9 protein-coding genes are annotated in these 14634 nt (G+C 64.7%); 3 read left to right on the forward strand and 6 right to left on the reverse strand.

Annotated elements, in window-relative coordinates; genetic code table 11:
• Positions 1–30: 30 nt before the first annotated feature.
• From boxA to ACMUOY_RS12220, 4 genes are all read right to left on the reverse strand, one after another.
• On the reverse strand, positions 31–1311 hold the full coding sequence (gene boxA / locus ACMUOY_RS12205) for a benzoyl-CoA 2,3-epoxidase subunit BoxA (RefSeq protein WP_413892999.1): 1281 nt from the start codon (positions 1309–1311) through the stop codon (positions 31–33).
• Positions 1312–1656: 345 nt separating this feature from the next.
• Positions 1657–3084: a benzoyl-CoA 2,3-epoxidase subunit BoxB gene (gene boxB, locus ACMUOY_RS12210; RefSeq protein WP_413893000.1), complete on the reverse strand. Its 1428-nt coding sequence runs from the start codon at positions 3082–3084 to the stop codon at positions 1657–1659.
• Between the two features lie 96 nt (positions 3085–3180).
• Positions 3181–4839: a 2,3-epoxybenzoyl-CoA dihydrolase gene (gene boxC, locus ACMUOY_RS12215; RefSeq protein ID WP_413893001.1), complete on the reverse strand. Its 1659-nt coding sequence runs from the start codon at positions 4837–4839 to the stop codon at positions 3181–3183.
• 142 nt (positions 4840–4981) lie between these two features.
• Positions 4982–5923: a helix-turn-helix transcriptional regulator gene (locus tag ACMUOY_RS12220; protein WP_413893002.1), complete on the reverse strand. Its 942-nt coding sequence runs from the start codon at positions 5921–5923 to the stop codon at positions 4982–4984.
• A gap of 232 nt (positions 5924–6155) precedes the next feature.
• Between ACMUOY_RS12220 and ACMUOY_RS12225 the strand changes: the two genes are divergently transcribed.
• Entirely contained in the window at positions 6156–7724 is a 1569-nt protein-coding gene (locus ACMUOY_RS12225; protein ID WP_413893003.1) for a benzoate-CoA ligase family protein, read from the forward strand.
• 869 nt (positions 7725–8593) lie between these two features.
• On the opposite strand, the gene apbC is transcribed toward ACMUOY_RS12225, so the two are convergent.
• A complete protein-coding gene (apbC, locus tag ACMUOY_RS12230) occupies positions 8594–9682 on the reverse strand; it encodes an iron-sulfur cluster carrier protein ApbC (protein ID WP_413893004.1) in 1089 nt (362 codons plus the stop codon).
• An 88-nt stretch (positions 9683–9770) separates the two neighbouring features.
• Here apbC and metG point away from each other — a divergent pair, with 88 nt between their 5' ends.
• Entirely contained in the window at positions 9771–11858 is a 2088-nt protein-coding gene (metG, locus tag ACMUOY_RS12235; RefSeq protein ID WP_413893005.1) for a methionine--tRNA ligase, read from the forward strand.
• On the opposite strand, the gene ACMUOY_RS12240 is transcribed toward metG, so the two are convergent.
• Positions 11815–13536, reverse strand: coding sequence for a 7TM diverse intracellular signaling domain-containing protein (locus ACMUOY_RS12240; protein ID WP_413893006.1), 1722 nt, complete (start codon positions 13534–13536; stop codon positions 11815–11817). The genes metG and ACMUOY_RS12240 overlap by 44 nt on opposite strands.
• 179 nt (positions 13537–13715) lie before the next feature.
• Between ACMUOY_RS12240 and ACMUOY_RS12245 the strand changes: the two genes are divergently transcribed.
• Complete coding sequence (locus ACMUOY_RS12245) at positions 13716–14495, forward strand: YoaK family protein (protein WP_413893007.1); 780 nt, start codon at positions 13716–13718, stop codon at positions 14493–14495.
• The last annotated feature ends 139 nt before the right edge of the window (positions 14496–14634 follow it).

The following is a 14634-nucleotide window of genomic DNA, read 5'->3' on the forward strand; positions in this document are numbered from 1 at the left end:
GTTGGCCGGGCCACATGCCCCGCGACGGGGTCAGTAAGTTTCGAGGTGCAGGCGCCCTTCGCGCTTGAGCGCCTGGCCGATCGCTTCCCAGTTCAGGCCGGCATTGCGGGCCACATCATGCAGCGCCATCACGACGCCCTCCTCCATGGCCTTCAGACCGCAGACGTAGAAATAGGCGTTGGGGTCTTGCAGCAGCGGCGCCAGGTCGGCAGCGCGCTCGCGCATCACGTCCTGCACATAGCGCTTGGGACTTCCCGGCGTGCGCGAGAAGGCGAAGTTGATGTCGATGAAGTCCTTCGGCAGGCTCTGCAGCGGCCCGAAGTACGGCAGCTCTGACTGGGTCCGCGCGCCAAAGAACAGCATCAGCTTGCCGCTCTCGAATTTGCCGCTGGCACGCAGGCGGCGGCGCCACTCGGTCATGGCGCGCATGGGCGCGCTGCCGGTGCCCGTGCAGATCATCACGATGTGGCTGCGCGGGTGGTTGGGCATCAGGAAGCTCGCGCCAAACGGGCCGATCACCTGCACCTTGTCGCCGACCTTCAGGTCGCACAAGTAGTTGGAGCCGACGCCGCGCACCGGCTGTCCCTGGTGGTCTTCCAGCACGCGTTTGACGGTCAGCGAAAGGTTGTTGTAGCCCGGGCGCTCACCGTTGCGCGGGCTGGCAATCGAATACTGGCGCGCATGGTGCATGCGACCTTCGGCATCGATGCCCGGCGGGATGATGCCGATCGACTGGCCCTCCAGCACCGGGAAGGGCATGCTTCCGAAGTCCAGCACGATGTGGTGCGTGTCGTACTCCTTGCCGACCTCGGTGACGCGCACGTTGCCAGCCACCGTGGCGGTGACAGTCTTCTCGGCCGCCTTGGGCCCGTAGAGGTTGGTGTAGGCATGCGCCGCAGACCAGGGCGGCAGCAGGGTGCCGTACTGCGCAGAGTTGAAGGCGGTCTGGCCAGTGGGGTCGGCCACGGGCGCCAGGGCCTCGGCGGCCGGCGCAGCCGCCGCCGCGTCGTCACCCGCTTCGCCCGCGAGCGCAGCGAGCTCGGCCACGGACAGTTCGGCCGGCAGTTCGTCCCAGCCCAATTGTTCTTCAAGGGAGTAAGCCCTGGCGCGCGGCACCTTGCGGTAGTTGTCGATGGAGCCGGTAGGGCACGGCGAGATGCAGTCGTTGCACCAGTTGCATTTGCTCACGTCCACCACGTAGTTGCGCGAATCGTGCGTGATCGCGCTGACCGGGCAAATGGACTCGCAGGTGTTGCAACGGATGCAGATTTCAGGGTCGATCAGGTGCTGCTTGATGACGGCCTCGGTCATGTTATGCCTCTCATTTCTTGGGACTACTTTACTGCAGGATCGGTTGGCTGGGTGGACGGATCAGGCGGCTGGGGCGTACTGCTTCGTTCGTGTCCCCCGGCCTTCGGCCTCCTCCTTGACCTCACTGCGCAGCACACCCCAACCACCTGATCCTGCGCCGCGTATTGATGGACCTGCAATCCATCACGTTCGCAGCTGCAGGGTGTGGGCGTGTGCCAGAGCGAAGTCAAGGAGGAGACCTGAGGCGCATGCCTCAGGTCGGGGGACATGAGCGGCGGCACACGCCCACACCCTGCAGCGGAATCAGGGCACGCTACCGATCAAAGCTCGTGGACAACCGGCCGTTCAGTTGAAACGCACGTAGTCAAAATCCACCGGCTGGCGGTTGATGCCCATGACCGGCGGCGCGATCCAGTTGGCAAACTTGCCCGGCTCGACCACGCGGCCCATCAGGCTGGCGACGTAGGCGCGGTCTGCACTGGATGGCAGCCACTCGTCGACCTTGGCGTTCCACTCCTGCTCGGAGACCACACGGCCATCCGGCGCCACCTTGACACCGGCCAGGGTGCCGATGCTGCGGTGGAACGCCTTGTGCGGCACAGTCAGCTTGAACGGAATGCCGGCCTTTTCGATCAGGCGGTTCCAGCGGTCCACGCCGCCGACGGAGTCCTTGATGTAGTCGTCGCGCAGCACTTCGTTCAGGGCATTGAGCATCGGCACGTCCTTCTCCACCAGCTGGCCGTTCACGACGTCCAGGATCTTGTAGGTGTTGCCCTTGAGCACATGGTCGTCGGTGCGCTTGCCCTCTTCATATCGGCCTTTGAGGCCCGAGCTGTAGAACGCGGCGGCGTTGCTCGACTGGTCGGCGCCGAACAGGTCGATCGTCACCGAGAAGTGGAAGTTGATGTAGCGCTGGATCGTCGCCAGATCGATCACGCCGGCGGCGCGCAGCTTGTTCACGTCGTCGGTCTTGAGCTCGTTCATCGCCGCGCAGGTGCGGCTGATGACGCGGCCCACGCCGGATTCGCCGACGAACATGTGGTGCGCCTCCTCGGTCAGCATGAACTTCGTGGTGCGGGCCAGCGGGTCGAAGCTGCTCTCGGCCAGCGCGCAGAGCTGGAACTTGCCGTCGCGGTCGGTGAAGTAAGTGAACATGAAGAAGCTCAGCCAGTCCGGCGTCTTCTCGTTGAAGGCTTGCAGGATGCGCGGGTTGTCTTCGTTGCCGCTGCGGCGCTCCAGCAACGCTTCGGCCTCCTCACGGCCGTCACGGCCGAAGTACTTGTGCAGCAGGTAGACCATGGCCCACAGGTGGCGGCCCTCTTCCACGTTCACCTGGAACAGGTTGCGCAGGTCGTACTGGCTGGGGCAGGTCAGGCCCAGGTGGCGCTGCTGCTCGACGGAGGCGGGTTCTGTGTCGCCCTGGGTCACGATGATGCGGCGCAGGTTGGCGCGGTGTTCGCCGGGCACGTCCTGCCAGGCGGCCTCGCCCTTGTGGTCGCCGAAATGAATCTTGCGGTCCGTCTCGCCCGGATTCAGAAAAATGCCCCAGCGGTAGTCGGGCATCTTCACGTGGCCGAACTGAGCCCAGCCCTGCGGGTCCACGCTGACGGCGGTGCGCAGGTAGACGTCGAAGTTCTGCGAGCCGTCCGGGCCCATGTCGCCCCACCATTGCAGGTAGTTCGGCTGCCACTGCTCGAGCGCGCGCTGCAGGGTGCGGTCTTCGCTCAGGTTGACGTTGTTGGGGATCTTCTCGCTGTAGTTGATGGTGCTCATGGGGCTTCCTGGTCGGTTGAGGTGTTGACGATCAACGGTGGACTCCAGTTCGGTTGCCGCCGGCTCCACCGGGAAACCTGCGGCACAACAGTTGAATCAGACCCGGTTCATGTCAAAGGCGACCTTCTCGCCCTTGCCGTAAACCTTGAGCGCGCCCTTTTCGCCCACCGCGTTGGGGCGCTGGAAGATCCAGTTCTGCCAGGCGGTCAGGCGGCCGAAGATGCGAGTGGCCATGTTTTCCTTCTGGCTGAAGCGCAGGTTGGCCTCCAGGCCGGTCAGCGCGTCCGGCGACATTGCCGCGCGCTCCTCCAGCACCAGGCGCACTTCGTCGGCCCAGTCGATGTCATCCGGTGCGGCCGTCACCAGGCCCAGGGCCAGCGCGGCGTCGCCATCCAGCGCCTGGCCGATGGCGCCGCGGGCGGCTTCCAGCGGTGCAGCTTCTTCGTAGAAGCGGCGCTGCAGGCGGGACTGGTCGTTGACCATCGGGAAGAATCCGAAGTTCATCTCACTCAGCGTCAAGCGGGGCGCCTTTTCGGTGTCGTCCGGCAGGACCAGCATGTAGGCGCGGTCGGCGCAGAAGGCGAGTTCAGCCAGCGTGCCAGCGAAGCAGGAGCCTTCTTCGATCAGCGCGAACAGGCTGCGCGAGGACACATCCAGGCGGGCCAGCGTGCGGCGCAGCAGGCCGATGGTTTCACGCACCAGCCAGTGGTCCTTGTTGGCCAGCAGCACGGCGTCGGAGGCCAGCACGGCGGCGGCATCGCCGCTGGTCTTGAGCAGCCAGGTGCCCATTTCCAGCTCGTTGGTGCGCATGTGCAGGATGGCGTCGTCGAGTTCGCGCGCCATCTGCAGCGGCCACCAGGCGGCACCGGCGGCCTCGATGCCGGCAATGTCGGCGGGCTGGGCACCCGCGGGGGCCTGCACCGTGAAGGTGGCCGAGCGCCGGGCCCGGTCGATCTCGACCGTGACGTGCTCGTAGGCCACGCGGTCGCCGTCCAGCGTGCGCGCCAATGGGGTCAGCGCAACGCCTTTGCCGTTGGCCGGGCGGTCGCTCTGCGCCGCGAACTTCTCGGCGCGCTCGCGCACCACCTGCTGAAACTGCTGCGGCTTGGCAATGGCATCGACCAGGCGCCAGTCCACGGCGCGCTGGCCGCGCACGCCTTCGGACGTGGTGCAGAAGATGTCGGCCAGGTCATGGCGCACATGGCGCTTGTCGGTGACGCGGGTCAGGCCGCCGGTGCCCGGCAGCACACCCAGCAGCGGCACCTCGGGCAACGAAACAGCGGAGGAGCGGTCGTCGACCAGCACGATGTCGTCGCAGGCCAGGGCCAGTTCGTAGCCGCCGCCGGCGCAGGCGCCATTGACCGCCGCGATGAACTTCAGGCCGGAATGGCGGCTGGAGTCCTCGATGCCGTTGCGGGTTTCATTCGTGAATTTGCAGAAGTTGACCTTCCAGGCGTGGCTGGACAGGCCCAGCATGAAAATGTTGGCGCCCGAGCAGAAGGTGCGGTCACGCGCGCTGGTGACCACCACGGTGCGCACTTCGGGGTGCTCGAAGCGGATGCGGTTCAGGGCGTCATACAGCTCGATGTCGACACCGAGGTCGTACGAGTTGAGCTTGAGCTTGTAGCCGGGGCGGATGCCGCCGTCTTCGGAAATGTCGATGAACAGGGTCGCGATGGCGCCCTCGAAGGCCAGCTTGATGTGCTTGTACTGGGACGGGCTGGTCTGGTATTCAACGATCGGGTTCGACGACATGGCGGGCTCCTGACGGGAAAGGTTGGGAAGAAGTGGGGACTCAATCAGTGCAGCGGGCTGCAGTGATATGAATAATAATGCATGTCCTTTCGCCTGTCAAATGCATTTTTATGCATCTTCCAGTTTTATTCGCCGGGCCGCGTCAGGCGGGCAGCGCCAGTTCCTTGCGCACTTGGGCTCGCAGGGCGGCAAAGCAGTCGTCCAGCGCGTACTGGCTGGTGTTGAAGGCCAGATCGGCTTTGGAATAAAAGGCCGATCGCCCTTCCAGGATGCGGTTCAGGTCTTCCATCGCCTCCTTGTTGCCGGCCATGGGGCGCAGGTCACCCTGCGCGGCGACGCGGGACATGTGGTCGGCCGGATCGGCCTGCAGCCAGACGGTGAAGCAGTGCGACAGCATGAGGTTGAAGTTGGCGGAATCCGACACCAGCCCGCCCGGCGTGGCGATCACCACCTCGGGGTAGATCTGGATCGCTTCTTCGAGTGCCCGTCGCTCGTAACGACGGTAGGCGTGCGCGCCGTAGAGGTTGTGGATCTCGCTGATGCCACATCCGGCAAATTTCTCGATCTCGCGGCTCAGTTCGATGAAGGCGTAGCCCAGGTCATCGGCCAGGCGCTTGCCCAGCGTGCTCTTGCCCGCACCGCGCAAACCGATCAGGGCAATGCGGGCATGGCGCGCCCGCGCATCGCCGCCGGCGCCCAGCAGTTCGGCCAATGCCTGGCGGGCCCGGCGCAGGTCGGCTTCGCTGCGGTGCTCCAGCAATTCGCGGATCAGCAACCACTCGGGCGAGGAGGTGGTGATGTCGCCCAGCAATTCGGCCAGCGTGCAGTGCAGCGCCTGCGCCACCTGCAGCAGCACCAGGATGGAGGCATTGCCGGTGCCGTATTCGAGGTTGGCCAGGTGGCGCTCCGAGACGTCCGCCGCTCGCGCCACCGCCTTGCGGGTCATGCCCTGACGCGAACGCAGGGTGCGCACCCGCTCGCCCAGTGCCACCAGAAAGGGGTTGCGCGGCTCGCCCACGGCCATGGCCGGATCGGCCTGCGCTTCGGCCGCCACTTCACCCTGATCAATCCACTCTGTTGTCATCTCGCATGCACTCCAGCCACCTTGGCGACCGGGAAAACCCCGGGGCTCGCATTCACTTGTTGTGCTTGACATGCACTTTAATGCATATTATCGTAAGACGCACAATAATGCATTTATACAAGGAAGTCAGGCGCCTGGGGCTGCTCTGATTGAATTATTTGACCTGTTCATGCCCGCTGAGCATGCATGCAGCCCGCTCAGCCGCCTGTTGAAACGCACCGGAACCCACACCATGCACGCCAATGTCCTGCCACCGCCCGCCCGGTTCAACTTCGCCCGGCACCTGATCGACCTCAACGCGGCCCGCAGCGCCAAAACCGCGCTGACCGATGACCTGGGCAGCCTGTGCTACGGCGAGCTGGCCGAGCAGGTGCAGCGCATGGCCGCCGGCCTGCAGTCCCTGGGCCTGCGCCGTGAGGACCGGGTGTTCCTGCTCATGCACGACAGCTGCGACTGGGTGGTGGCCTTTCTCGGCGCCCTGTACGCCGGCGTCGTGCCAGTGGCACTCAATACCTTGCTGACCGCAGAGGACTACGCCTTCATGCTGGACCACAGCCGCGCCCAGGCTGCGTTGGTGTCAGGCGCGTTGCTCCCCACCCTGCAGGCCGCCATGTCGCAGGGGCCGCACGAACTCAAGGCCTTGGTCGTTTCCCGCCCTGCCGCGGCGCTGCCCGAAGGCGCGGTGGATTTCGCGGCTCTGGTCAGCGGCCACCCGCCACTGGCAAAACCCGTCGACACCCTGGCTGATGAGGCGGCTTTTTGGCTCTATTCCTCAGGCTCCACCGGCAAGCCCAAGGGCACGGTCCACACCCAGGGCAATCTGTACTGGACCGCCGAGCTGTACGGGCGCCACGTGCTGGGCCTGCGCGAGTCCGACGTGGTGTTTTCGGCGGCCAAGCTGTTCTTCGCCTACGGCCTGGGCAATGCGCTGACCTTTCCCCTGAGCGTGGGCGCCAGCGTGCTGCTGATGGCCGAGCGGCCGACACCGCAGGCCACTTTCAAACGTCTGACGGAAAACCAACCCACGGTGTTCTACGGCGCGCCCACGGGCTACGGCGGCATGCTGGCCTCGCCCGATCTGCCCGCGAAATCCCAGGTCCGCCTGCGTCTGTGCTCGTCCGCCGGCGAGGCGCTGCCGCGCGACATCGGCGAGCGCTGGACCCGCCACTTCGGCTGCGAGATCATCGATGGCATCGGCTCCACTGAGATGCTGCACGTCTTCCTGTCCAACCGGCCGGGCGACGTGCGCTATGGCACCACCGGCAAGCCCGTGCCCGGCTACGAGATCGAGCTGCGCGACGAAAACCACGCGGTGGTGACCCACCCCAACCAGATCGGCGACCTGTACGTCAAGGGCCCGAGCTCGGCGCTGATGTACTGGAACAACCGTGACAAGTCCCGCGACACCTTCCAGGGCGAATGGACCAAAAGCGGCGACAAGTACACGCGCGACGCCGACGGCTACTACACCTACGCCGGGCGCAATGACGACATGCTCAAGGTCAGCGGCATCTACGTCTCGCCGTTCGAGGTCGAAGCCACGGTGATGCAGCACCCGGCCGTGCTGGAATGCGCGGTGGTCGGCAAGCAGGACACCGACGGCCTGATCAAGACCAAGGCCTTCATTGTCCTGAAAGCCGGCCAGTCGCTGACCGAGGCCGAGGTCAAGGCCTTCGTGAAAGAACACCTCGCGCCGTACAAATACCCGCGCTTCATCGAGTTCGTCAGCGAATTGCCGAAGACGGCGACGGGCAAGATTCAGCGGTTCAGGTTGCGGGAGAAGGAAGCGGCCGGCCTTTGAGCCCGAGCGGCCGGGCGGGCAGCCGCTGCGGGAGGAAATTGAGATTCTTGGGAGTATTCCCAGCGTGGGATGGTCCTGGATTGCTACTTTTATTTAAGTAGTCTGGCCGGGTTTTGATACAAGCTGGGTCTCGCCCCGGCGGGCGACCTACTTGTCTTTTGCTTCGCCAAAAGAAAGTAGGCAAAGAAAAGGCGAGCCGGATGCGTCGTCCCTTCGCTGCGCTACGGGCATGCTGCGTTGCTCGATTTGTGCGGGGGCTGGCTAAACTCGCTTCGCTCAGACAACGCCAGCCCTGATCCGCCCATATCTGCGCTACTCGCCTCCGCATAATGGCGTGGGAAGAAAACCGGGTGCCGCAGCGCGCCTGTACCGGGCGGATTTCTCACGACGCGACTTTGGAGGCGCTGGCCCTAGAAGCCGCGCGAGCCGGTGTCCGGCTGGCTTTTTGGCTGCTGGATGTCAGGATGTCCGGATGTTCCTCCCCATGCCGTTGCGGCCGGGCTGAGCAGCGCAGAAGCCGGCGGATCAAGAGGCTCAGATGTCTGAGGGCCAAAGGCCCGAGTTTCTGAGCCTCCCGCCGGTTTCGAGCAGCGCAAGGCACCGCGCAGCGGACCGGACGCCCGGCTCGCCTTTCTTTTGCTTACTTTTGGTGTTTGCGTAACTTTGCTGCGCAAAGTGAGCAAACCCCGCGCGTGCAGCGCGCCTTTGGCCAACAAAGAAAACCCGCATGGCGGGTTTCGCCAAAAGTGAGTCGGCCGCCGGGCCGAGACCCGGCCACCGGCCTCAAGAAAAACTAAAAATGGATAGCAAACAACGACCATCCCACGCTGGGAAGAGGCCAAATTCCCTTAGAAATCAGTCTCCAACCCTTACGTATCCTTCGAAATCTTGATCGCCGGAAACTTCGAAGAAAAATCTTTGGCCTTGGCGGCGATCTTGATGGCCACCTGGCGCGCCACGGCCTTGTAAATGCCGGCCACCTCGCCGTCAGGGTCCGCCACCACCGTGGGCTTGCCACTGTCGGCCTGCAGACGGATCTGGATGTCCAGCGGCAGCGCGCCCAGGTAGTCCATGCTGTATTCCGCCGCCATCTTCTTGCCGCCTTCCGCGCCGAAGATGTGCTCCACGTGGCCGCACTGGCTGCACACGTGCACGGCCATGTTCTCCACGATGCCCAGGATCGGCACGCCGACCTTCTCGAACATCTTGATGCCCTTGCGGGCGTCCAGCAGCGCGATGTCCTGGGGGGTGGTCACGATCACGGCGCCGGTCATGGGCACGCGCTGGGAGAGCGTGAGCTGGATATCGCCGGTGCCGGGGGGCATGTCGACGATGAGATAGTCCAGGTCTTTCCAGTTGGTCTGGCGCAGCAGCTGCTCCAGCGCCTGAGTGGCCATGGGACCGCGCCAGATCATGGCCTCATCCTTGTCGACGAGGAATCCGATCGACATCACCTGCACGCCGTGGTTCTCCAGCGGTTCCATGGTCTGGCCGTCGGACGACTCGGGGCGCCCTTCGATGCCCATCATCATGGGCTGGCTGGGGCCGTAGATGTCCGCGTCGAGCAAGCCGACCGAGGCCCCCTCGGCCGCCAGGGCCAACGCCAGGTTCACCGCCGTCGTGCTCTTGCCCACGCCGCCCTTGCCGGAAGCGACCGCAATGATGTTCTTGACCTGCGGCAGCAGGGCCACGCCGCGCTGGGCGGCATGGGCCACGATCTTCTGGGTGACGTTGGCCGACACGTTCTCCACGCCGGCGACGCCTTTGGCTGCGGCGATCAAGGCCCGGCGAAGCGCCGGGATCTGGCTCTTGGCCGGATAGCCAAGCTCCACGTCGAAGGCGACATCTCCGCCCGAGACCTGAAGGTTCTTGAGTGCCTTGGTCGTGACGAAATCGGTGCCGGTGTTGGGATCGACGACGGTTTGCAGGGCTTGCAGCAGTTGGTCTGGTGTGGCCATTCAGGGATCTTTCGGAGAAACGAGGGAAGTGGCGCGCAGTTTAGCCACAACTTATAAAATCCGGGATTCCCCTAGAAAAAAGCACGCAATGTCCCCCACGCCCCCGAAGCCCGCCGCACGGCAGCTTTTCGTCACTACCGCGCTGCCGTACGCCAACGGCAATTTCCACATCGGCCACATCATGGAATACATCCAGGCCGACATCTGGGTGCGGTTCCAGCGCATGCAGGGCCATACGGTGTTTTTCGTCTGCGCCGACGATGCGCACGGCGCGCCGATCATGATTGCCGCCGAAAAGGCCGGCAAGACACCTCAGCAGTTCGTGGCCGACATCGCCGCCGGCCGCAAGCCCTACCTGGACGGGTTCCATATTGCCTTTGACAACTGGCATTCCACCGACGGAGTGGAAAACCATGAACTGGCCCGGGCCATCTACCGCGACCTGAAGGCCGCAGGACTCATCGCCACCAAGACCATCGAGCAGTTCTTCGACCCCGAAAAGAACATGTTCCTGCCCGATCGCTTCATCAAGGGGGAATGCCCCAAGTGCGGCGCCAAGGACCAGTATGGCGACAACTGCGAGAACTGTGGGGCGGTCTATGCCCCGACGGAACTCAAAAACCCCTACTCGGCGCTCAGCGGCGTGACGCCGCAGCTGCGCCACTCGGAGCACTATTTCTTCAAGCTGTCCGATCCGCGCTGTGTGGCATTCCTGGAGCAGTGGACGCAGGGCAGCGGCCACCTGCAGACCGAGGTCTACAACAAGATCAAGGAGTGGCTGCTGCCGACCGAGAACGCCGACGGCGTGGTCGGCCACGGAATGGCCGATTGGGACATCAGCCGCGACGCGCCCTACTTCGGCATCGAGATTCCCGATGCGCCGGGCAAGTACTTCTACGTCTGGCTGGACGCGCCGATCGGCTACCTGGCCTCGCTGAAGAACCTCTTCGGCAAGATCGGCCTGGACTACGAAGCCTTCATGGCCGACCCCGCCACCGAGCAGTACCACTTCATCGGCAAGGACATCGTCACCTTCCACACGCTGTTCTGGCCGGCTCTTTTGCACTTCAGCGGCCGCAAGACGCCCAATTCGGTCTTCGTGCACGGCTTCCTGACCATCAATGCGGAAAAAATGAGCAAAAGCCGCGGCACCGGGCTGGATCCGCTGAAGTACCTGGCGCTCGGCATGAACCCCGAGTGGCTGCGCTACTACATTGCCGCCAAGCTCAACAGCCGCAACGAGGATGTGGAGTTCAGTCCCGAGGATTTCATGGCGCGCGTCAACGCCGACCTGGTGGGCAAGTACATCAACATTGCCTCGCGCTCGGCCGGCTTCATCAGCAAGCGTTTCGGCGGCCTGCTCGGCGAGGTGTCGGCCGACGGCGATGCCTTGCTGGAGCACCTGCACGACGCCTTGCCGGCGATTGCCGAGCTCTATGCCGAACGCGAGTACGGCAAGGCGCTGCGTGAGACCATGTTGCTGGCTGACCGCGTGAACGCCTACGTGGACCAGAACAAGCCCTGGGAGCTGGCCAAGCAGTCCGGGATGGAGGTGCGCCTGCACGACGTCTGCACCACCTGCATCCAGGCCTTCCGGCTGCTGACGACCTGCCTGAAGCCGGTCCTGCCGGCGCTGGCCGCTCAGGTCGAGGCGTTTCTGAATGTGGCGCCGCTGACGTTTGATTCGGCCACGCAACGCCTGCCCGCCGGCCACGCCATCGGCGAATACAAACACCTGATGCAGCGCGTGGAGCAGAAGCAGCTGGACGCGCTCTTCGAGGCACCCCCTGCGCCGGAGCCCGAAAAGATCCTGCCGGGCGGCGAGGAAATCGCGCCCGTCATCTCCATCGACGACTTCGCGAAGATCGACCTTCGCATCGCCCGGATCGTCGCGTGCGAGGCGGTGGAGGGCTCGACCAAGCTGTTGCGCCTGACGCTGGACGTCGGCGAGGGTCGCACCCGCAACGTGTTCTCGGGTATCGCCAGCGCCTACAAGCCCGAGGAGTTGGTCGGCAAGCTCACCGTGATGGTGGCCAATCTGGCGCCGCGCAAGATGAAGTTCGGTGTCAGTGAAGGCATGGTGCTGGCCGCCAGCCATGCCGACGAAAAAACCGCCCCTGGCATCTACGTGCTCAACCCTTGGCCGGGAGCCCAGCCCGGGATGCGGGTGCACTGAACGGCGGCGCGATCCGGATCACCCGTTGCGGTGCCCGTGCAATCTCGTTGAGCAGCGCGCCGAGTCCATCCAGCAGCCGGTCGCCGTGGCCCGCGGTCTGTGCTGTCAGGCTCAGCGCGATGTGGAAGCGGATCGTGACCTCCGGCGGTAGGCGCTTCGAGTAGGCCAATCCCCGTGCAACGACCCGGGCCGCCTCCTGCATCGCCTTTTCTTCGGTCAGGGGCCGCTCCAAGATCAGCACGAAATCGCCGTCCTTCAGCCGCCCGGTGGTGTCGCCCTCGCGGGTGATCAACGCCAGGCAAGAGGCCGCATGCAAGGTGGCGCCGGCCATGATCTGGATGCCGTGGGCGTTGAAAATGTCCCTGAGGTTGCCCACCCGCACCCGCATCACGCAGGCACTGCCCGGCTGCAGCGCCAGCCGCTCCACCAGATGGTCGACGCGCTCGCGGGTGACCCGGTCGTTGGCCAGCCCGGTGACCGGATCGCGGGTCTGCAGCGCAGCGCGCCTCACCAACGCATCGCGCCGGTCGCGGCTGCGCAGGTACAGGCCGATCATCAGCAGCGGAATCTCGACCGCGGCGCCCAGTTGCGCCCCGTACTGGGTGACCGTGTTCATCGGCAACACGCCGAGATTGCGCATGGCCGTGAAGATCGCCCCGGCAAACAAGGCCGACAGCCCGGCCACGAGCCACCAGCCATGGACCGACCGGAACCGGGCATGCCAGACCAACGTGCCGACCAGCAGCGGAATGCCCGCCAGAAAAAAGTAGTTGGCCAGCCGGAACACCGGGTCGCGCCCCAGCGTGCCGAACGAGATCGCGAGGATCACCGCCACGGCGGCATAAGCCCACAGCAGCCAGCCCAGCCAGGGCCGCGGCGGCGGAGACACCACGGTGCGCACAAACCAGGCAGCCGCCGCCAGGCTCAACATCGGCAGCACCGTGGCCGAGGCATCGTTCCAGCGCGGGCTGTCCGGCCAGAAAAACAGGCCGGAGACGCCGGTGAGCGTGCTCTGCGTCAACGCCAGTGTCAGCACATGGAAGGCGTAGACCGCGTGCACCGGCTCCCGCAGGGTGTAAGCATTGGTCGCAGCCAGGATCACCACCAGCGCCACCAGCCCGAGATACATGCCCAGCACCAGCACCAGGCGTTGATGGCGGGCATCGAACGCCGCTCGCTCCTCGATGCGCCAGGGGAAGGTCACCGGATGCGAGTTCTGGACCCGCAGCAGCAGCGCGCGTCCGGCTCCGTCTGCCGCTTCAAGCGGCATGGCTGGAAACAGGTGAGGCACGGCCCAGTTCGCCACGGGCAGGTCATCGCCTGCGGCGAGCACCCGCCAGGGCGTGCCGCCGCTGCCCGCCTCGTACAGGCGCAACGAGTTCAGGCCCGGGTACGGAATCAGCAGCACGGAGGACGCCCTTTGCTGTGCGGGCACGTCCAGCAGAAACCACACTGCCGTCGAACCGCTGGTGGGATAAAAGACCTTCGGGGAATAGTTCTGGCCCGCTCCTGCGCGCAGACGATTCAGGGCTTCATCCGGCCCCATCTGTCCCGAAGGGTCGACCAGGACCTGTCCGGTGAGCGTGTCGCCGGAATCCCAGAGGCGACCCTCCGCGCTGGCAGGCGCCGCCAGACCCGCCAGCATCAGCAACACCAGACACAAGCGCAGGATGTTCACACTCGTTGACCTCTGATTTTTTGTCGACTGTAGCAGTCTCCCTGGCGAGGACAGGCTGATATCGATTCGGCGATCCCACCCGTTGCCACGCGACCGAGCAGTCAGGGCGAGGCCTAGAATCAAGGCTCGCCACCGTGTGTGCCGGCCCCCCGGCCCAGCAGAAATGGCGGCTCCGACCCATGCTTTTTCCCCATCCCGCCCATCACCCCCATTGGTGGACCGACAGCCACCGATCCGCCCAGGTCAACTTGCGGCTCGGAGCCAGCCTCAGCTTTGTTGCCGGTGCCATCAACGCCGGTGGTTTTCTGGCCGTCGGGCAATACACGTCACACATGACGGGCATGCTGTCGTCGATCACGGACCATCTCGCCTTGGGCGAACTCCGGCTGGCACTGGCGGGGCTGGTGGCCTTGCTGGCTTTCGTCGGCGGGGCCGTCACCACCGCGTGGATGGTCAACTGGAGCCTGCGGCGGCAATTGCGCAGCGCCTTCGCCCGCCCTCTCGTCGTCGAAGCAGGACTGTTGCTGGTCTTCGGGTTGTTCGGGGCGGCAATCAACCTGTCATCGGGCCTCTTCATTCCCCTGACCGTGCTGCTGCTGTGCTTCATCATGGGTCTGCAGAACGCACTGATCACCAAGATATCGAATGCGGAGATCCGCACCACCCATGTCACCGGCCTGGTGACCGATATCGGCATCGAATTGGGCAAGCTGCTGTATTTCAACGGGGCGGATGCCCCGACCAAGATTGTGGCAAACCGCCGAAAGCTGCGCATTCACCTCACGTTGGTGGGCTGCTTCTTCATTGGGGGCGTGGTCGGTGCCGTGGGCTTCAAGACCTGGGGCTACGTCACGAGCGTGCCCCTGGCTCTGTTGTTGGCCGTGTTGTTCTGGGGTCCGGTTCTGCACGACATCCGATCGGGTCGCATCGCCCCGCGTCTGCCTCAGACGTACCGTTGACCCAACAGGGAGACGCGCGCCGACCAATTCAGCGGCATTGCGGTTGAAACCGTTGGGAGCAAAATCACCCTCCACCCTGGATCTGAAAACCGCGCATGCATTGGCCCTCCCTTGACTTCAAACCGCGCCTGCTGACCTC

This window comes from Candidatus Skiveiella danica (genome assembly GCF_022705245.1).
GTDB lineage: Bacteria > Pseudomonadota > Gammaproteobacteria > Burkholderiales > Burkholderiaceae_C > Skiveiella > Skiveiella danica.

Excerpts from the sequence above, each read along its gene's own strand:
- boxA (WP_413892999.1), bottom strand. The coding sequence starts at position 1,311 with ATGACCGAGGCCGTCATCAAGCAGCACCTGATCGACCCTGAAATCTGC.
- boxB (WP_413893000.1), bottom strand. The coding sequence starts at position 3,084 with ATGAGCACCATCAACTACAGCGAGAAGATCCCCAACAACGTCAACCTG.
- boxC (WP_413893001.1), bottom strand. The coding sequence starts at position 4,839 with ATGTCGTCGAACCCGATCGTTGAATACCAGACCAGCCCGTCCCAGTAC.
- ACMUOY_RS12220 (WP_413893002.1), bottom strand. The coding sequence starts at position 5,923 with ATGACAACAGAGTGGATTGATCAGGGTGAAGTGGCGGCCGAAGCGCAG.
- ACMUOY_RS12225 (WP_413893003.1), top strand. The coding sequence starts at position 6,156 with ATGCACGCCAATGTCCTGCCACCGCCCGCCCGGTTCAACTTCGCCCGG.
- apbC (WP_413893004.1), bottom strand. The coding sequence starts at position 9,682 with ATGGCCACACCAGACCAACTGCTGCAAGCCCTGCAAACCGTCGTCGAT.
- metG (WP_413893005.1), top strand. The coding sequence starts at position 9,771 with ATGTCCCCCACGCCCCCGAAGCCCGCCGCACGGCAGCTTTTCGTCACT.
- ACMUOY_RS12245 (WP_413893007.1), top strand. The coding sequence starts at position 13,716 with ATGCTTTTTCCCCATCCCGCCCATCACCCCCATTGGTGGACCGACAGC.